The organism is Phenylobacterium sp., from assembly GCF_037189685.1.
Taxonomy (GTDB): Bacteria; Pseudomonadota; Alphaproteobacteria; order Caulobacterales; family Caulobacteraceae; genus Phenylobacterium.
This window is the reverse complement of the sequence record NZ_JBBCIT010000001.1, coordinates 121,197-138,623: the sequence shown is the minus strand read 5'-3', so window position 1 is coordinate 138,623 and position 17,427 is coordinate 121,197. Positions and strand designations below refer to the sequence as shown.

At 70.2% G+C, this 17,427-nt stretch carries 16 protein-coding genes; 8 read left to right on the top strand and 8 right to left on the bottom strand.

Features of this window, described 5'->3' with window-relative positions; all coding sequences use genetic code 11:
* Nucleotides 1-3 precede the first annotated feature (3 nt).
* Nucleotides 4-2,184 (top strand): xanthine dehydrogenase family protein molybdopterin-binding subunit, encoded by a 2,181-nt coding sequence (locus tag WG212_RS00680; protein WP_337185241.1) that lies wholly within the window; start codon nt 4-6, stop codon nt 2,182-2,184.
* Nucleotides 2,185-2,278: 94 nt separating this feature from the next.
* Nucleotides 2,279-2,578, top strand: a complete 300-nt coding sequence (locus WG212_RS00675; RefSeq protein WP_337185130.1) for a hypothetical protein — start codon at nt 2,279-2,281, stop codon at nt 2,576-2,578.
* Nucleotides 2,579-2,681: 103 nt separating this feature from the next.
* Here WG212_RS00675 and WG212_RS00670 read toward each other — a convergent pair whose 3' ends face one another.
* On the bottom strand, nt 2,682-4,070 hold the full coding sequence (locus WG212_RS00670) for a PepSY domain-containing protein (protein ID WP_337185240.1): 1,389 nt from the start codon (nt 4,068-4,070) through the stop codon (nt 2,682-2,684).
* 49 nt (nt 4,071-4,119) lie between these two features.
* Nucleotides 4,120-6,102 carry a TonB-dependent receptor gene (locus WG212_RS00665; protein WP_337185129.1) on the bottom strand — a complete coding sequence of 661 codons (1,983 nt, stop codon included), beginning with the start codon at nt 6,100-6,102 and terminating at the stop codon, nt 4,120-4,122.
* Between the two features lie 175 nt (nt 6,103-6,277).
* On the opposite strand from WG212_RS00665, the gene WG212_RS00660 reads away from it, so the two are divergent.
* From WG212_RS00660 to WG212_RS00650, 3 genes are all read left to right on the top strand, one after another.
* Nucleotides 6,278-7,489: a helix-turn-helix domain-containing protein gene (locus WG212_RS00660; RefSeq protein ID WP_337185128.1), complete on the top strand. Its 1,212-nt coding sequence runs from the start codon at nt 6,278-6,280 to the stop codon at nt 7,487-7,489.
* A 56-nt stretch (nt 7,490-7,545) separates the two neighbouring features.
* Complete coding sequence (locus WG212_RS00655; RefSeq protein WP_337185127.1) at nt 7,546-7,914, top strand: PRC-barrel domain-containing protein; 369 nt, start codon at nt 7,546-7,548, stop codon at nt 7,912-7,914.
* Between the two features lie 116 nt (nt 7,915-8,030).
* Nucleotides 8,031-8,423: a hypothetical protein gene (locus WG212_RS00650; RefSeq protein WP_337185126.1), complete on the top strand. Its 393-nt coding sequence runs from the start codon at nt 8,031-8,033 to the stop codon at nt 8,421-8,423.
* Nucleotides 8,424-8,450: 27 nt separating this feature from the next.
* Here WG212_RS00650 and WG212_RS00645 read toward each other — a convergent pair whose 3' ends face one another.
* The gene (locus tag WG212_RS00645; protein WP_337185125.1) at nt 8,451-9,437 is read right to left on the bottom strand and encodes a cation diffusion facilitator family transporter; all 987 of its coding nucleotides are present in this window, start codon (nt 9,435-9,437) and stop codon (nt 8,451-8,453) included.
* A 103-nt stretch (nt 9,438-9,540) separates the two neighbouring features.
* Here WG212_RS00645 and WG212_RS00640 point away from each other — a divergent pair, with 103 nt between their 5' ends.
* A complete protein-coding gene (locus WG212_RS00640; protein ID WP_337185124.1) occupies nt 9,541-10,644 on the top strand; it encodes a GTP-binding protein in 1,104 nt (367 codons plus the stop codon).
* A gap of 167 nt (nt 10,645-10,811) precedes the next feature.
* On the opposite strand, the gene WG212_RS00635 is transcribed toward WG212_RS00640, so the two are convergent.
* The 3 genes from WG212_RS00635 to WG212_RS00625 all read right to left on the bottom strand — a co-directional run bounded on the left by WG212_RS00635 (nt 10,812) and on the right by WG212_RS00625 (nt 12,221).
* Nucleotides 10,812-11,000, bottom strand: a complete 189-nt coding sequence (locus tag WG212_RS00635; RefSeq protein WP_337185123.1) for a hypothetical protein — start codon at nt 10,998-11,000, stop codon at nt 10,812-10,814.
* Between the two features lie 160 nt (nt 11,001-11,160).
* Nucleotides 11,161-11,580 carry a biopolymer transporter ExbD gene (locus WG212_RS00630; RefSeq protein ID WP_337185122.1) on the bottom strand — a complete coding sequence of 140 codons (420 nt, stop codon included), beginning with the start codon at nt 11,578-11,580 and terminating at the stop codon, nt 11,161-11,163.
* Between the two features lie 197 nt (nt 11,581-11,777).
* Nucleotides 11,778-12,221 carry a biopolymer transporter ExbD gene (locus WG212_RS00625; RefSeq protein ID WP_293375580.1) on the bottom strand — a complete coding sequence of 148 codons (444 nt, stop codon included), beginning with the start codon at nt 12,219-12,221 and terminating at the stop codon, nt 11,778-11,780.
* 197 nt (nt 12,222-12,418) lie between these two features.
* On the opposite strand from WG212_RS00625, the gene WG212_RS00620 reads away from it, so the two are divergent.
* On the top strand, nt 12,419-13,387 hold the full coding sequence (locus WG212_RS00620) for a WD40 repeat domain-containing protein (protein WP_337185121.1): 969 nt from the start codon (nt 12,419-12,421) through the stop codon (nt 13,385-13,387).
* A gap of 29 nt (nt 13,388-13,416) precedes the next feature.
* On the opposite strand, the gene WG212_RS00615 is transcribed toward WG212_RS00620, so the two are convergent.
* A complete protein-coding gene (locus WG212_RS00615; protein WP_337185120.1) occupies nt 13,417-14,088 on the bottom strand; it encodes a polysaccharide deacetylase family protein in 672 nt (223 codons plus the stop codon).
* Nucleotides 14,085-15,038, bottom strand: coding sequence for an aldo/keto reductase (locus tag WG212_RS00610; protein ID WP_337185119.1), 954 nt, complete (start codon nt 15,036-15,038; stop codon nt 14,085-14,087). The genes WG212_RS00615 and WG212_RS00610 overlap by 4 nt, the downstream gene beginning before the upstream one ends.
* Nucleotides 15,039-15,126: 88 nt before the next feature.
* On the opposite strand from WG212_RS00610, the gene WG212_RS00605 reads away from it, so the two are divergent.
* A complete protein-coding gene (locus WG212_RS00605; RefSeq protein ID WP_337185118.1) occupies nt 15,127-17,094 on the top strand; it encodes a cellulase family glycosylhydrolase in 1,968 nt (655 codons plus the stop codon).
* Nucleotides 17,095-17,427: the final 333 nt, after the last annotated feature.

The window sequence follows — 17,427 nt, the reverse complement described above, 5'->3', positions numbered from 1 at the left end:
AGGATGGTCCGCCCTCCCTCCGCCCCTTCCCGCCGCGACGTCCTGGTGGTGGGCGCCACCCTGGCGGGCGGGTCTCTGCTGGTGGGCTGCTCGCTGCCCGACATGCTGTCGGCCGGCTCCAGGGTCGAGCCCGGCGCCTTCGGGCCCTTCATCCGGATCTCGCCCGACGGCGGCGTCACGGTGGTCTCGAAGCACATCGAGTTCGGCCAGGGCGCCCACGCGGGCCTTGCGGCCATTGTCGCTGAGGAGCTCGACGCCGACTGGGCGAAGGTGAAGGTCGAGCAGGCGCCTGCCAACGCCAGGCTCTACGGGAACGGCCTGATGGGCGGAACCCAGGGGACGGGCGGATCGTCGGCCCTCTCGGATTCCTGGCCGAAGATGCGTGCTGCGGGCGCGGCGGCGCGCGCCATGTTCGTCCAGGCGGCCGCAGCCGCCTGGGCCGTGCCGGCGGCCGAGATCGCGGTCAGGAACGGTATCCTGTCGCATGCGTCGGGCAAGCAGGCCGGCTTCGGCGAGCTGCTGGAGGCTGCGGCCAGGGTGACGCCGCCCGCGCAGCCCATGCTGAAGGATCCGAAGGCCTTCACCCTGATCGGCAGCGACCGCGTGCGTCGCAAGGACAGCCGCGCCAAAAGCGATGGCACGGCCCGCTATACCCAGGATGTCCGCCTGCCCGGCATGTTGACGGCCATGGTCGCCCACCCGCCGAAGTTCGGCGCCAGGGTCAAGGCGTTCGACGCGGCGGAGGCCAGGAAGGTTCCGGGCGTGGTGGCGGTCCACCAGATCCCCAGCGGCGTCGCCGTGGTGGCCGAAACCACCTGGGCGGCCAGGATGGGCCGCGATGCGCTCAAGGTGGAATGGGACGAGGCCAAGGCCGAAACACGGGGTTCGGAGCAGATTCTGGGCGAGTTCCACGACTACGCCTCAGGCAGGCGCGGGCCGCCCGGGAAGGCCAAATGGGCGCCGTTCGTCACCCGCGGTGACGCCGCCCCGTCCGGCGGTACGGCCGCTCTGGAACTGGCCTACGACTTCCCCTACCTGGCGCATGCCGCGATGGAGCCGATGAACTGCGTGGCCACGGTGGGCGACGGGCCGACCCGGCTGGTCTTCGGCTCCCAGGCCCCGACGCTGGACCAGATCAACGTGGCGATGGTGACGCCCGCCCTGCCGGGTTCGATCGAGATCGAGACGCTGTTCGCCGGCGGCTCGTTCGGTCGGCGCACCACCTTCGGGTCGGACTACGTGGTCGAGTGCGTCCAGATCGCGAAGAAGATGAAGCGCCGGCCGGTGAAGCTGGTGTGGACCCGCGAAGACGACATGCGGGCCGGCTACTTCCGTCCGCTGACACACCACACCGTGCGCGTGACCGTGAACGCCCAGGGCTTCCCGGCCGCCTGGCGCCACCGCATCGTCACCCAGTCGATCCTGAAGGACGCCCCGCCGGGCGCGCCGGTCGGCGGCGACGTGGACATGACCGCCGTGGAGGGCGTGGTCGATTCCCCCTATCTCAAGGCCACGCCGGTGGTGGACGCCCAGCTCCTCACCCCAGACGTCGGGGTGCCGGTGCTGTGGTGGCGCTCGGTGGGCGCCACCCACACGGCCTATGTGATGGAGCACACCATCGACCAGCTTGCCCGGCGCGCGGGCCAGGATCCGGTCGACTATCGCCGCGTCCTCTATCGGAAGGCCGGCGCCGACCGGCATCTGGCCGTGCTGGACCTCGCCGCGGAGAAGGCCGGATGGGGTGCGCCGCCACCCGCCGGCTGGACCCGCGGCGTCGCGGTCCACGAATGTTTCGGATCGGTGGTGGCTCAGGTGGCCGAGGTGAAGCTTGAAGGCGGGGTTCCCCGGGTCGGCCGCGTCGTGACCGCCGTCGATTGCGGCACGGCCATCGCCCCTGACCAGGTGGCGGCCCAGATGGAGGGCGGGACCTGCTATGGCCTCTCGGGCGCATTGTTCGGCGAGATCACGCTCACCGACGGCGCGGTGGATCAGGGCAACTTCGATTCCTACCGGGTCCTGCGCCATTCCGAGGCTCCGACGGTGGAGACGCACATCCTGCCGTCGGCCAATCCGCCGTCGGGCGTTGGCGAACCCGGAACGCCGGTGATCGGGCCTGCGGTAGCCAACGCGCTGTTGGCGATCACAGGCCAGCCCACGTTGAGCCAGCCGTTCGTGAAGTCCTGAGGAGGACGTCGTCCGCTGAAAAATCCGCCGGCTCGGTGAACCGATCACGGCTTCGTGTGTTTTCGTCCCGCCACCTCATTCTGGAGAGACGGACATGCGTATGATCATCGCGGCTACGGCCGCCCTCGGCGCCCTCAGCCTGGCCGCGTGCGGTTCGCCTGCCGAAAAGACGGCTGACGCCCAGGCCGACGCGGTCGAGGCCCAGGCCGATGTGACGGCCACCCAGCTGGAAAACCAGGCTGACGCCGCCAATCAGGCCGGCATGCCGGCCACGGCCGACGCCCTCGACAAGCAGGCCGACGCCGTCAAGGACGCCGCGGACAGCAAGGCCGACGCCATCCGCGATGCGGCCAAGGACGCCCCGGCGACCGTTCCGCCCCCGGCTCCGAGGTAACCCGGCTCCAAGGTAAGCTGCGGCCGGACGCAGACCGAGCCCCCGGCGCACGGCGCCGGGGGCTTTGTCGTGTCCGATCCCACCCACAGGCGCGCCCTCGGCCTCACCGCCGTCGCAGCAGCCGTCCCATGTCTGCCTGGAGACGCCGCCAGCCCAGCCAGACTCCGGTCGCCACCCCGGTCGTCGCGGCGAGCAGAAGGACGACCATCGCCGCCGTCCAGGCGGGTCCGCGGTCGAATCCGCGGATGAAGTCCAGGCGGTGCGGCGCTTCGAAAAGCCAGCGATAGCCGCGTCGCGCGCCGTCGATCCGGCGGATCACATGGCCCGATGCCGGGTCCAGGTAGAACCGGACGCCGTCGTCCAGGATCACCCGGTAGACCGGCAGGACGACCGGCGTGTGGTGACCGAAGTAGTAGGTGTCCTCGCGTGTCATCAGCCCCCCCGATGTGGCGGGGCCCAGCCGCGCCGCGGCCGCTGCGAGTTCGGGGGCGGCCAGGGGCGTCGGGCGCGCCTGGGCGTCCAGCCGCACGCCGTCGGCCATCAGGTGGAGGCGGCCGGCCAGGGGCGCGGTCTCGATCTGCCGCGCCGAGACGCCGGCTGCCTGCGCCGCCGCGGCTGCCTGGACCGCCTCGCCCAGGGTGAAGCTTCCTGTCAGCGCTTCGACGCGGCTGTCCGGGCTGCCCTCCAGGAAGCCCCAGGGGTTCATCGAGACCAGGCCGCTCGCCACCCAGGTCAGCGTCAGCACGCCCGCCGCCAGCCCCGTCAGGTGGTGCCAGGCCATCCAGCCGCGGTAGGGCGTGAGGCGCCGGTCCCGCCCCGACCGCGAAGGGGGCCGCCAGGCGACCACGCCCAGATAGAGCCCCGTCACCGTCAGGAACGTCCCCACGATCGAGGTCCAGATCACCACCTGGCTCCACAGCGGCGTGTTGGCGCGCAGGATCTCGGGATAGAGCCAGTGCGGGATCGGCCCCAGCCAGTTGAGGATGCGCGTCGGCCGGTCGGTCACCTGGGCCACCACGCCCGTCCGGGCCGAGACGTAGACGTCGGTGGCGCGCGGGTCGTCGAAGCGGAAGCGGTGGAACGGCCGCCGCGCGTTGAAGTAGCCGGTCACCGTCCACTGGTCGCGCGTCACCGCTGCGGCCGCGCCGGGCGTCCCGGCGATCCCGTGCGCGGCGGCGTAGGCCCGGGCGACCGCCGCCGCCTCGTCCGCCGTCACCCGCTCGACCGGCGCGCCGGTGGAAAGGTCCAGAACCCCGCCGTCGAACCGCAGCACGGGGCGGCCGGCCAGGTCCTCCACCGTGGCGTGACGCAACTCCTGGGCCGGCTGCGCCTCGCCCAGCGTGCAGCACTGGCTCCAGGCGATCGGCGGCAGGCCGGCGGCGCGTTCCTGCGCCGTCACCTCGGGCCAGCGCACGAACAGCATCACGACGCCGCTCAGGAACCACAGCAGCATCAGGAGCCCCATGACGATCCCGACCCAACGGTGGGTCAGGACCAGCCACCTCGGGGCCCAGGCCTTCCGCGCCGGGCGCAGGGAGGCGTCAGAAGGAATAGGCGTAGCTCACGTGCAGGGTCCGGGGCACGCCCCGGAAGCCGTAGAGGAAGCGCTGGGTCGACAGGTCGATCACGGCCGAGTTCACCCGCGTGGCGTAATCCTCGTCGAAGGCGTTTTCCAGCCGCGCCGTCAGGCGATGGCGCCGCGCGTCGCCGTCCACATAGACATAGGCCGCCAGGTCCACGACCGCGTAGTCGCCGTAGTTCACCCGCCCGAAGCCGGTGACCTGCTGGTAGACGTCGCCGGTCCACAGCAGGCTGGCCGAGGCGCCGAACGGCCGCTCGGGCGAGTCGTAGCTGAGGCTCGCCTTGGCCTGGGCCTTGGGGATGCGGTCGAACTGGCGGCCCGCGCCCTCGGTCCGCGTCCGGGTCAGCGCGAACGAGCCGCGGGCCGAGAGCCCGTCGGCGATCTGCACCGTGGCCTGCCCCTCGACCCCGCGCGAGCGCACCTCGCGGTCCACGTTGACATAGATCCCGTCCGGGAAGCCGGGCTGGCTGTAGTCGTCCACGATCAGGTCGTCGATCTTGCGCGCGAAGCCGGTGAGCCGCCAGGCGAACCGCTCGGCCTGCCCGCCGACCGACAGATTGCCGTTCAGGCTCTGCTCGGCCTTCAGGGCGGGGTCGCCCACCGCGCAGCAGGGATCGATGCCGAAGAGCTGCTCGGCGCTGGGCAGGATGAACGACGTCCCGACCATGCCCTCCACGAACAGCGCCGGCGTGGCGTCCCAGCGGCCCGACAGGTTCCAGACCGTCTTCTCGCTCTCCCTGGTCTTGTTGTAGCGGACGCCGGCGGCGAAGCGGGCGGTCTCGAAGAGGTCGTCGGTGGTCCGCACCTGGGCCACCAGGGCATGCACCTTCTCGGTCTGCTGGGCGATGAGCAGCACGTCGTCGCGGCCGTTGAAGTTCTGATAGTCATAGCCGAGCTGGTACTCGAACCCGCGGTGCAGGTTCAGCTTGGCCAGCACCGCGACGCCATAGTCCTCGTACCCCCAGTAGGTCAGGTCGTCGACGATCACCGGCGGCGCGGCGGGATTGCCGGGCACGTTGTTCACCGTCGAATAGACGCTGTCCCAGTCGTGGTAGTAGCCCTTGACCGAGATCGCGACCCGGTCGCTGGCCGTCCAGTCCAGGCTGATGCTGCCGATCTCCTCGTCCCGGTCGTTGAACGACAGCCGCGTCAGCCGCGGGTTGGGATAGTCCAGGTGAGCGTCGGTGTGCTGGTAGTAGAGGTTGAGCGTCAGGTCCTCGGTTAGGTCCAGGCCCAGCTTGCCGCCGAAGCTGACCACGTCGTAGCCGCGCTTGCGCGCCGTGGCGCTGGGCTGGAAGACGTCAAAGGTGTCGTAGCCCTTGGCCTCGTCCTTCGAGACCCAGGCCACGAACCGCGCCGGCCCCGCCGGCCCGCGGACCAGGGCGTCGGCGTGAACGCCCCCGTTCGTATGGCCGCCCACGGTCAGCGAGCCGGTCAGTTCGTCGGCGTAGGGCCGGGTGACGATGTTGATGGCGCCGGCCGCCGCCTGGGTCCCGTAGAACAGGCTCTGGCCGCCCTTCAGCACCTCGATGCGTTCGACCATGCTGGCCGGCAGGGTGTCGGCCGGGCTGGTCGCGGTGTAGAGGCGGTTGTTGATCCGCACCCCGTCCACCAGCCACAGCACGTCGCCGGTGCGCGAGCCCTGCAGCGCGATGTCGGCGTACGAGAACGGGCCGTTGCGGGGCGAGAGGAACAGGCCCGGCACCTGCATCTGCAGCGCCTGGGAGACGTCCACGTAGACGTTGCGGCGCACGATCTCGGCGCTCACCACCTCCAGGTCGCTGCCGTAGCGCGCCAGCTCCTGCGGCAGGGTCTCGTCCAGCCGCGCGGTGACCAGCAGCTCGTCCACCGTCGCATCCGCCGCGGCCGCCGCGCCGCCGCCTGCCGCAACGGCGAGCGCGCTGCCCAGTGCGAAGGCCCTTGCCAGATATCTGCCGGTCATCGATCTCATACCCCCAAAAAAATGTGTTATATTATAACACTTATATCTCACCAAGCGGTGAGCCCGTCTTTGCGGGATCGCTAGAAGGGCGGCCCTTCGCGCGCGCGTACTTTACGGTTTCCAGGGACGTTACACGGGGTTACAGACGCCTTCTCGCTCGAATGCCGGGTATGCCTTGGACGCTGCCGACGCCATCGCCGAACAGGTCGCCCAGATCCGAAAGGCCCGCGTGCTGGGGCGAAGCCACGGCCTGGAGCGCCTGTTCGACTACCTGGCCGATCCCGCCAATCGCGGCCGGTCGCTCCGTGAGGCCGATGTCGCCCTGGACGTCTTCGGGCGGACGCCGGACCTCTCGGGTGACGCTTCGGTTCGGGTCTATATCCACCGCCTGCGCCGCAAGCTCGAGGCGTTCTACGCCGGCCCTGGCGCCGGCCAGCCTTGCCGGCTGACCATCCCGGTCGGCCAATATCGGCTGGACCTCGTGGCGGCGGAGGACGGAGAGGTCTCCATCCCGCCCTCCGGCCCTTCGGCCGCGCCGCGCCGCCCGTCCTGGCTGATCTCCGCGTTCGCCGCCGGCGCCGTGGTTCTGGCGGGGAACGTGGCGGCCTGGGCGTGGTTGGTCCGGAGCACGGCGCCCGCCCGTCAGCTTGCGCTCGCCGCCGCGTCGCCGCTCTGGGCGGGGATCGGGCGCGACCGGCCGGTCCTGGTCGTCGTGGGCGACTACTACATCTTCGGAGACACCGAAGGCGGCGCCGAACCCCGCCGGATGATCCGCGCGTTCGAGGTCAACAGCCCGGCCGACCTCGACGCCTGGCTCAGGGACAACCCGCGGTTCCAGAACCGCTACATCGACCTGGACACCTACTATACCCCGGTGGGCGCCACCGTGGCCCTAAGCGAGATCATGCCCCTGGTCCGGCAGGCGGCCGGCCGCGCCGACCGGGTGCGGGTCGTGACCGCCTCGCGCCTGACGCCCGACATGCTAAAGGCGTCCGACATCGTCTATGTCGGCTACCTCTCGGGCCTGCGCGTCCTGCAGCCGCCGGTGTTCGAGCGGTCGCGCTTCGCCGTCGGCGCCACCTATGACGAACTTGTCGATCGCGAAACGGGCGAAACCTACGTCTCGGGCGCCGGCAAGGCCCAGGGCGACCGGCCCAATCGCGACTACGGGTATCTGGCCGCCTTCACCGGCGCCGCGGGGAACCGATTCCTCATCCTCGCCGGCGCCCGTGACATCGGCGTGATCCAGACGGCCGAACTGGCGGCCGATCCCGGGACGGCCGCGGCCCTGGGTGTCGCGTCCGGTCGCCCTGTGGAGGCGCTGTACGAAGTGGACGGGGTGGGCCGTGCGGCGCTGGAGGCGCGTCCCGTGGTCGTCGTACGCTGAACCGACGGCGGGCTCGCCCGTTCTCCCTGCGAACCCTCCAGGGAAGGAGAACCGCCATGACCGAACCTGTCCGCCCTCTGATCCCCGCCGACCGCGTCAACGGGACCGATGTGGTGAGCCCCGACGGCGAGAAGCTGGGCAAGATCGAAGACGTCGCGATCGAGAAGGTGTCGGGCGAGGTGGCCTACGCCATCCTGTCGTTCGGCGGCCTTTTCGGGATCGGCGCGAAGTACCACCCGGTGCCCTGGCGCCTGCTGACCTACGACACCGAACGGCGGGCCTATGTGATTCCCGTGGCGAAGGACGCCCTCGAGAAGGCGCCGACGATCGACGAGAGCGAATTGAGCGGCTGGAACGACCTCAGCGCGCGGGATTCCATCTACGGCTACTATTCGCCCTATGGCGTCGGCCCCTACTGGGGTTGAGCCGGGAGGTTGAGCGGGGGTTGAGATCGACGGCCGAAGCCTGTCATCTGCGGTTCAGGTGAGATTCGCCACTGAGGGGTCGAACCCGCCAGTCCTGCCGCGTAGTCCACAGGCCCATGACCCGAACGACGCTCAGCCTCACCCTTCTCGCCGCCGCCGCCGCCGTCGCCGGCGCGCCGGCTTGGGCCGCTGAGCCGCCCAAGGGGGTCGCCGCAGCCTTCGGAAACACCGTGAAGGCGCTGTATCCGGATGGGCGGTATCAGTGGCTCTGGTTCAACGCCGACGGCACCTGGGAGGCCTTCGGCCGCCGCGGGAAATGGTCTTCAGGCCACTGGACGCAGAGGGACGGGCAGCGCCTGTGCCTCAAGCAGGCCAAGCCCATCCCCATTCCCTTCAACTACTGCACCAGCTTTCCGGCCGACGGCGGCGTGGGCGCCGTCTGGGCGTCCAAGAGCCTGGAGGGCGAACCGATCAAGCTGACGGTGGTCAAAGGCATCCAGCGCCCCTGAGCGCCCCTGGGCGGTTCAGCGAGCGGTTCAGCGGGCGTGGCCGTGAGCGTGCCCATGCGCGTGCCCGGGGTCGCCGCCCGGCCCGCGGATCTCGAGGGTGACGTGCGATACGCCGGCAAGGCCGTCGAGGCGCGCGCGGTAGGTCTCCACGGCCTGCGGATGATCGGCCGCGATCACGGCGATCACCGCATGGTGTCCCGGCCCGAGGCGCCACAGGTGCAGGTCGATCACCTGCTCACCCTGGTCGGACAGGCGTCGGCGGACTTCGGCCGTCAGCTCGGGCGACGGGTTGATGTCCAGCAGCGCGGCCCCGGCGCGGTGCAGCAGCATCCAGGCGAAATGCGCGACCAGGCCGGCCGCCAGCAGGCCGGCCAGGGGGTCGGCGGCGGCGAATCCCATGCGGCCGGCGAAGATCGCCGCCACCGCCAGGGCGCCGACGGCCACGTCCGCGGTCAGATGCAGGTGGACGGCCGAGAGATTGAGGTCGCCCTGGGGGTCGTTGCGGGCCGCCGCCTCGCGCGTCGGCCGCAGCAGCAGCATGCAGAGGGTGGTCAGGGCGAGGCCGCCCAAGGCGAAGGGCAGGGCGCCGTGGAAGTGGACTTCGTGCGGATTGCCCAGCCGGTCCAGGCTCTCTGCGCCGATCAGCACCGCCGTCACCGCCAGGACCACGCCGTTCGCGAAGCCGGCGAGGTAGCCCAGCTTTCCGGTCCCGAAGCTGAAGGCGGGGTTGTCCGCATGACGCCGCGCCAGGGCGTAGGCCGCCGCTGCGACCAGAAGTGCGGCGACGTGGGCCGCCATGTGCAGCCCCGCCGCCGTGAGCGCCATGGACTGGGTGAGGAGCCCGCCGGCCACCAGTCCCGCCAGCGTGGCGGCGCAGATGCCGGTGACGAGCCATGTGCGGCGCTCGTTGCGCCGATGGTCCGCGCCCAGGTAGGTGCGCCCCTGATAGGTTCGGTCGTCGCGGAACGTGTCCAGCGGGCGGAGATCGGCGGGCGGAGGATCGGCGGCGGACATTATGTTATACTATAACACTTCAATCGGATAACACTAGCCCAGGACGCGTCCGGCCATAAGTCCTGCCTTCATAAGCCGCCCGCGGGCGACTACATGTCGGCTCATGAGCGAGACCCTCTCCCCCCAGGCGCCGGCCACCAAGACCCCTGTCACCGTGCTGACCGGCTATCTCGGCGCCGGCAAGACGACGCTTCTGAACCGGATCCTCTCCGAGGATCACGGCAAGAAGTACGCCGTGATCGTCAACGAGTTCGGCGAGGTGGGGATCGACAACGACCTGATCGTCGGCGCCGACGAAGAGGTCTTCGAGATGAACAACGGTTGCGTCTGCTGCACCGTTCGTGGGGACCTGATCCGCGTCCTTTCCGGCCTGATGAAGCGCAAGGGCAAGTTCGACGCGATCATCGTCGAGACCACTGGCCTGGCCGATCCCGGCCCCGTCGCCCAGACCTTCTTCGTGGACGACGACGTCCGCGCCAGGACCGAACTGGACAGCGTGACCACCGTGGTCGACGCCAAGCACCTTCCGATGCGGCTCAAGGACTCCCGGGAGGCGGCCGAGCAGATCGCCTTCGCGGACCAGATCATCCTGAACAAGACCGACCTCGTCTCCGAGGCCGAGCTCGGCGAGGTGGAGCGGGCGATCCGGACCCTGAACCCCATCGCGCCGATCCGGCGGGCCGAGCGGTCGAACGTGCCGCTGGAGACCATCCTGGGCCGCCACGCCTTCGACCTGACGCGGGTGACCGAACTCCAGCCCGACTTCCTGAACCCGCCGCACGGCGAAGCGGGCCACGTGCACGACGAGCACTGCGGCCACGATCATCACGATCACGATCACCACCACCACGACCACCACGACCATGACCACCACGACCACGGCCACATCCACGATCATGTGGCCGAGAGCGGTATCCGGTCGGTGTCGTTGACCGCCGACCGGCCCGTGGATGGCAATCGCGTCACAGCCTGGCTCAACAATGTGCTCCAGACGCAAGGCCCCGACATCCTGCGGGCGAAGGGCATCCTGGACGTGAAGGGCGAAGACCGCCGCCTGGTCTTCCAGGCCGTGCACATGATCCTGGAGGGCGACTTCCAGGGGCCGTGGCGTGACGGAGACAAGCGCTATTCCCGCCTGGTGTTCATCGGCCGCAACCTCGACGACGACGCCCTGCGCGCCGGCTTCGAGAACTGCCTGGCGGCTTAGAGGCTGTCAGGGACGGGTGTCCCGATACAGCGTTGAACCACCTGAGATCGTTATCGCCGAGCTTGTCCCGGCGACCCGTCCCAGAAGGCTATGGAAGCGGAACCCTGGGTTCCCGCTCGCACGGAGACGCCGGCCGTCGTGTCCGGCCGGGGTCATGTCCCGCCGGGTCAGGCCGCCAGCGGCCCCGCCGAACTGAGGCGGCGCAGGGCGCTGACGGCGACGATCTCGGGCCTCACCTGGCCGCACCAGGCAAAGCTGCGCCCGCCGCGCCACTCCAGCACCAGGCGGCGCCCCTCCAGCCGGTAGCGGCCCCGGACACGGTCGGGTCCGACATCGACCTCGATCGTCTGCCACATGTTCGCCTACGCCCTTTTCGCGCTTGTCCGAGGCTGTTCTGGCCCCACCATTTCAGGCCCACCGTAGCCCGACAGGGTTGTGCGGCCGTTAAGGGTGAACGGGGGCGACACCATTTCCGGAGGCGGGTCGTTCACGCTGTTCCGGCTGGGGGAAGCGCCTTCAGAATTCCTCGCCCACCAGGCCGATGCGCTCGTATCCGCGTTCGCGCAGGCGGTTCATGACGTCCATCAGGGCGCGGTAGCTCACGGCCTCGTCCGCGCGCAGATGGATGCGCTGGGTTTCCGCCTGTGGCCCCAGGGCGGCGGCGACATCGTCGGGCAGGGCCTCGAGGGTCGTCGGGCGGTCGCCCACGTAGACAACACCCGCCAGCGTCAGGCTGACGACAACCGGCGGCGGGGCCGGCAGCGGCGCCGCGGAGGCCTGGGGCAGGTCCACCTTCACGGAGACGGTCGAGACCGGCAGCGCCACCATGAGAATGATCAGGAGCACCAGCATCACATCGACGAACGGCGTGACGTTGATGTCTGCGTTCTGGGGCACGCCCCAGGTGTCGTTGCGTGCGGAAAGAGCGGCTCCCATGACGATCTCCGTAAGGTTACATTTGTAAGATACTACAAAAGTAAATCCCTACAAGCGACATCCCGCCGGGTGGCGTCGAGCGTCAAATTCGGGGCGACGATTCGGGGCGCCAAATTGGGGGCGCCCAAACTGCGGGCAACGAAAAAGGCCCGCCGGTTTCCCGACGGGCCTTCGGAACTCGAAGCTGCGAAGAGCGCCTAGATTTCTTCGTTGATCAGGGCGACCTGATAGAAGCCGTTGCCCTGCAGCGTGTTCATCACGGCCATGAAGTCGCCGTAGACCACGTCGCGGTCGGCGCGGATGTAGACGCGCTGTTCGGTCGGCGGGATCGTCGGATCGTCCGTCGACAGGCGCGCCGACAGATCCGGGATCAGGCGCTCGAGCGACGTCGCCTGCTCGCCGATGAACACGGCCTGGCCGCGCTGGATGTTGATCAGGGTGGGTTCCTTCACCACCGTCCCGGGGGGCGGCGGGATCGCGGGCGGAAGGTCGAGCTTGATCGACGTCGTCGCCGCCGGGATCGACACCATGAAGATGATCAGGAGCACGAGCATGACGTCCACGAAGGGCGTCACGTTCATGTCCGCGTTCTGGCCGAGGTCGAACTTCGAGCCGCCCCCTCCGCCAACCTTTGCGCCCATACCGTCAATTCCTTCCCATGAGCGCTCGCGTCCGCGCCCGTCGTCCGGACCATTGGCAAGCCGTCGGGGGCTTGTAAAGCCGAAAGCGCCCGAACGCCGTTCGGATGCGGTCCGGCGCCGGTCCTGTCGCCAATCGCCTTGCCCGCGCCGCCCCCCAGAGACTAGAGCGACGCCATGACCTTCGCCTTCGACGCCCCATGACCTTCGCTTTTGACGCCTATGTGACGGCCGCCCTCTTCGATCGCGCCGGCCGCGCCGCCTTCGCCCTGGGGGACGGGACCCTTCGCTATGAAGGCGGCGAGGGGGTCGAGGTCCACGACGGCGCGGTGCTTTCGGCCTGTCTGCCCCCGACCGGCGACGGCGTTCTCACGGGCGGCGACGATGGCCGGGTCGTGTCGACGACGCCCGCGGGCGCGGCCGAGATCGCCAGGATTCCGGGCCGCTGGATCGAATCGCTGGCGGCGTCGCCGGACTCGAAGCTGATCGCCTTCGCCGCGGGGCGCGACCTGCACGTCCGCGATCCTGCGGACCCGGCCTTCACGCGGGTCTTCACCCATGAGGCGTCGGTGGCCGACGTCGCCTTCGATCCCAAGGGCCGCCGCCTGGCCGTGGCCACCTACGGCGGCGCCTGCCTGTGGTACGCCCGGATCGCCGACCAGAAGCCGGTGGTCCTGAAATGGGCGGGCAGCCATATCGGCCTCGCCTGGAGCCCCGACGGCCGGTTCCTGGTCAGCAGCATGCAGGAGAACCAGCTCCACGGCTGGCGCGTGGCCGACGAGAAGAACATGCGGATGGGCGGTTATCCGTCGAAGGTGAGGAGCCTCGCCTTCCTCCAGAAGGGCGCCCTGCTGGCCACCTCGGGCGCCAACGGCGCGGTCTGCTGGCCTTTCGCCGGCGCCACGGGGCCGATGGGCAAGCAGGCCGCCGAGATCGGCTGGGACGACGCGGCGCTGACGACGCGCATCGCCACCGCCCCCCAGACCGCCTGGCTGGCCGCCGGCCTCGATGACGGCCGGGTCTGGGCCGCCGACGTCACCGGCGAGCGGATCGAGCGGATCAAGGCCGAGAAGGGCGCGGCGATCACCGCCCTGGCCATGAGCCCCGACGCCCGGCGCGTCGCCTGGGGCGACGAGGACGGGAACGCCGGCGTGGCGACGATCGCCTAGCCTCGCCGCAAAGCCCCGGCGGCGCGCGTTCAGCCTCCGGCCGGAAGCATGTGGCTGGGCGGCGCCACGCGCACGCCGGCCGACAGCAGGCGGTCGAGCTGGGCTTCCAGGGTCGTCCGGCGGACCGGCCCCCAGCCCTCGCCGTCCAGGCCGTGCAGCACCAGGACGAGCCAGCCGTCCTCCTCGCCGAGGAAGCGGTCGATCCGGGCGGTCAGCCGTTCGTCGGCGGGGTCGCCGAAGGTGACGCAGTCGATGTCCCGGCCCGGCGCGGCGTTCAGCCCGGCGCCGCCCAGGGCGCGCCGGACGCCCAGCGACCTCAGGGCCAGGTGGTCCACCACCGCCTGCGGCGCGGCGAGGTAGGCCAGGTGGAACACCTGCCGCGACGGTTCGAAGCCCGGCAGTTCGCGCCGGAACACGTCCAGGGTCCGGTCCAGCCCCTCCAGGGCCTCGGGCAGCGGCAGGTCGGCGAGGCGTTCATGCGCCCAGCCGTGCGCCTCTACCGGATGCCCCGCCGCCGCCGTCTCGCGCCACCAGCCCCAGTCCGCGACGGGGGTCGCGCGGATGAACGGGTCGGCCGTCTGCTCCGGCGCGGCCAGCACGCAGAAGGCCGCGTGGACGCCGCGGGCCTCGAACACCTCGCGCACCCCGCCTGCGGTCCGGCGGAAGCCGTCGTCGAAGCAGAAGCTGACCGACCGGCTCACAGGAGCTTCTCGTAGAAGTTCCGGCTCCAGACGTGCTCGCGCCGGATCGCGGTCATCACCTCGTCCGGCAAGGGCCCTTTCGCCAGGCTGTGGGCGGCGTCCGTCACGAACCGGCGCTCGGGCAGGCCGAGGGTCAGGGTCGAGACGCCCGGCAGCGAGGCCGTGAAGCGCAGCGCCAGTTCGGGCAGGCTCTCGGCCACATGCGGGACGAAGGCGGCCTCCAGCGCCGCCAGCCGGGCCGCATAGTCCGCATGGGGCGCGTGCTTGAGGAAGGTGCGCGCGGTGAAGTCCTCGGCGCTGAGCCCGCCGGTCAGGCCGCCGGAATCCAGCACGCAGCGGGCGATCGCGCCCACGCCCCGTTCGGCGCAGAGCGGCAGCAGCGCATTGGCCGGTCGGCTCTCGAAGAGATGGACGATGGCCTGCACGCCGTCCACCAGCCCGCGGCTCACCAGCTCCAGCGCCGCGTCGTGCTCGTGGTCCTGGACGCTGACGGCGATGAGCCGCAGCTTCCCCTCGTCGCGGAGGGCGTGCAGCGTCTCCAGCCACGACAGGTCGTGCGTCCAGCCGTAGTGCCACTGATGCAGGTGGACGATGTCCAGCACGTCGCGGCCCAGGGCCTTCAGGCTGTCTTCCACCGACTCGCGGATGGCTGCGGGCGGATAGGCTTCGGAGACGGGGCAGGCGAAGCGGTAGGCGTCCCGCGCCCGCGACCGCACCTTGGTGGAGACATGGGGGGCCGGGCCGCTCCAGGCGCGGATCGTCGCGCCCACGATCTCTTCCGAGCCCGGATAGACCCGCGCCGTGTCGACCAGGTTCACCCCCGCCTCGAGCGCGGCCAGCAGCGAGGGGGCGATCCCGTCCCTCAGCCCTGGATCGGTCGAGATCGTCATGGCGCCATAGGTGAGGACGCCGACGTCCAGGCCTGTCGATCCGAAAGCTCGCCGTTCCATGCGCCTTGTCTAGATTTTCGATCTGAAATCGTCCAGTAGGCAATATTAGATGGATAAATTGCCAGTCGCTGCGGCGCGCGGAGGAAGCATGGATATCTCGCCGGTTCGCCAGTCCGGGCGGCTGTTCCTCGACGCCGCCGGCCGCCAGGTGATCCTGCGCGGGGTCAACCTGGGCGGTGACTGCAAGGTCCCGTTCCCCTGCGGTGGCACGAACTTCCCCTCCGACTTCTCGGACCATCGGGAGGTGTCGTTCATCGGCCGCCCGTTCCCGCTGGAAGAGGCCGACGAGCACCTGGGCCGGCTGCGCCACTGGGGGTTCAACCTGCTGCGCCTGCTCACCACCTGGGAGGCGGTCGAGCATGCGGGGCCGGGCCGCTATGACGAGGCCTATCTCGACTACCTCGCCGAGGTGACATGCCGCGCCGGTGAGCACGGCTTCCACGTCTTCATCGATTTCCACCAGGACGCCTGGAGCCGGATGACCGGCGGCGACGGCGCCCCCGGCTGGACCTTCGAGGCGGCCGGCCTGGACTTCACCCGGTTCCACCGCGCCGGCGCGGCCCACGTCATGCAGGCCAAGTACGACTACGCCCTGGGCGGCCGCCAGGACGCCTATCCCCAGATGAGCTGGGGCGGGAACAACCGCCTGCCGGCCGCGGCCATCATGTGGACCCTGTTCTGGGGCGGGCGGACCTTCACCCCCGATTTCAAGGTCGACGGCCGCAACATCCAGGACGTGCTGCAACAGGCCTACCTCGGCGCGATGCGCGAGGTCGCGCGCCGCGTGAAGGGCCTGCCCAACGTTCTGGGCTTCGACACCCTGAACGAGCCGGCCCCCGGCTGGGTCGGCGAGCGGCTGAGCTACCGCCACCTCGGCCCCAGCGAGGACAACCCCGGCCGTGCGGCGCCCGGCCCGGCGCTGTCGGCGCTGGATTCCCTCGCCGCCGCCCAGGGCCTGACGGTCCAGGTCCCGCGCCTGGTCCGCGATCCGCGGACGGGCCGCTCGCGCGACGTGGGCGAGACGGCAGTGCTCAACCCCGACGGCGTTCGGATCTGGACGGGGGACTGCCCGTTCGAACGCGCCGGCGCCTACCGCGTCACGAGTGGCCGTGCGGAAGCGCTGGACGAGGAATTCTTCCGCACCCGAGGCGGCCGGCGGATCACCATCTCCGAGGACGGCTTCGGCCCGCTGTTCCGCCAGGTGGCCGACGTCACCCGGGCCGAGAACCCTGAATGGTCGGTGTTCGCCGAGATCGATCCCTATGGCGCGGCGGCTGGCCGGCCCTTCCCCGCCAGCCTGCCCGAGCGCACGGTCAACGCCAGCCACTGGTACGACTCGGCGACGCTCTATCTCAAGGCGTTTGACCCGAACGCCTCGTTCGATCTCGCCACCGGTGAGGAAGCCACCTCGGCCGCCCAGGTGCGTGAACGCTTCACGCGACAGATCGCGTTCCGCAGCACACGGCCTGCGGCGACGTTCCCGGGCGGCGGCGCGCCGTCGCTGCTGGGCGAATTCGGTATCCCGTTCGACCTGGACGACGGCCGAGCCTACGACCTGTGGGCCGAAGGCCGGCGCGAGCCGGCGATGTGGGACGCCCACGTCGCAGCGCTCAGCCTGATGTACGACGCCATCGACGCCCTGCAGATCCACTCGGCCCAGTGGAACTATACCGCCTCGAACCGCAACGATCTCATGATCGGCGACGGCTGGAACCAGGAAGACCTGTCGATCTACTCGGCTGACCAGGCGGACGCGGCATCCGGCCCCGACTCGGGGGGCCGGGCGATCGAGGGATTCTGCCGCCCCTATCCGCGGGCGGTGCAGGGGCGGCTCGAACAGGTCCGCTTCGACCGGGAAACCCGGGTGTTCGAGGCCGTGTGGGACGCCGACCCGGCCATCTCGGCCCCGACCGAGATCTATGCGCCCGCGGTCCAGTTTCCGGAAGGCTTCCACCTCTCGGTGACGGGCGATGCCGAGGCGACCTTCGAGGCCCAGGAGGTGGTGGTCGCCGCGCGAAAGCCTGGCCGTGTCACGCTCACCCTACGCGGGCGCTAGCTCCCTTCGAGCACCGCTACATAGGCTGACCCGTGATCGAGGTGCTCACCGGGGGCCGCCTCGGATCGGGCGCTCAAACCCACGTGGAACCATAGTGAAGCCGGGCCGTTGTGTTGACGGGGCGTATGGCCGGATCCCGGCCGCATTCATTCTGACGTATGGCGTATCGACGACCGCGAGCTCCACGGGAATCGATCGCGCGCACCTTGGCGCTCCGGAAGTCTTGCCCGTGGGGGCATGGACCCGCTAGGCCAGCGAGAGGCGCCCGCCTCGTTCAGGATATCCATGCCGAAACCCCTTCGCAGCGTCGCTTCACGGTCCGGGTCGCGGAGG

Coding starts and splice junctions, on each gene's coding strand:
- WG212_RS00680 (WP_337185241.1), top strand. CDS start 4: ATGGTCCGCCCTCCCTCCGCCCCTTCCCGCCGCGACGTCCTGGTGGTG.
- WG212_RS00620 (WP_337185121.1), top strand. CDS start 12,419: ATGACCTTCGCTTTTGACGCCTATGTGACGGCCGCCCTCTTCGATCGC.
- WG212_RS00650 (WP_337185126.1), top strand. CDS start 8,031: ATGACCCGAACGACGCTCAGCCTCACCCTTCTCGCCGCCGCCGCCGCC.
- WG212_RS00665 (WP_337185129.1), bottom strand. CDS start 6,102: ATGACCGGCAGATATCTGGCAAGGGCCTTCGCACTGGGCAGCGCGCTC.
- WG212_RS00645 (WP_337185125.1), bottom strand. CDS start 9,437: ATGTCCGCCGCCGATCCTCCGCCCGCCGATCTCCGCCCGCTGGACACG.
- WG212_RS00605 (WP_337185118.1), top strand. CDS start 15,127: ATGGATATCTCGCCGGTTCGCCAGTCCGGGCGGCTGTTCCTCGACGCC.
- WG212_RS00610 (WP_337185119.1), bottom strand. CDS start 15,038: ATGGAACGGCGAGCTTTCGGATCGACAGGCCTGGACGTCGGCGTCCTC.
- WG212_RS00625 (WP_293375580.1), bottom strand. CDS start 12,221: ATGGGCGCAAAGGTTGGCGGAGGGGGCGGCTCGAAGTTCGACCTCGGC.
- WG212_RS00630 (WP_337185122.1), bottom strand. CDS start 11,580: ATGGGAGCCGCTCTTTCCGCACGCAACGACACCTGGGGCGTGCCCCAG.
- WG212_RS00635 (WP_337185123.1), bottom strand. CDS start 11,000: ATGTGGCAGACGATCGAGGTCGATGTCGGACCCGACCGTGTCCGGGGC.
- WG212_RS00675 (WP_337185130.1), top strand. CDS start 2,279: ATGCGTATGATCATCGCGGCTACGGCCGCCCTCGGCGCCCTCAGCCTG.
- WG212_RS00640 (WP_337185124.1), top strand. CDS start 9,541: ATGAGCGAGACCCTCTCCCCCCAGGCGCCGGCCACCAAGACCCCTGTC.
- WG212_RS00655 (WP_337185127.1), top strand. CDS start 7,546: ATGACCGAACCTGTCCGCCCTCTGATCCCCGCCGACCGCGTCAACGGG.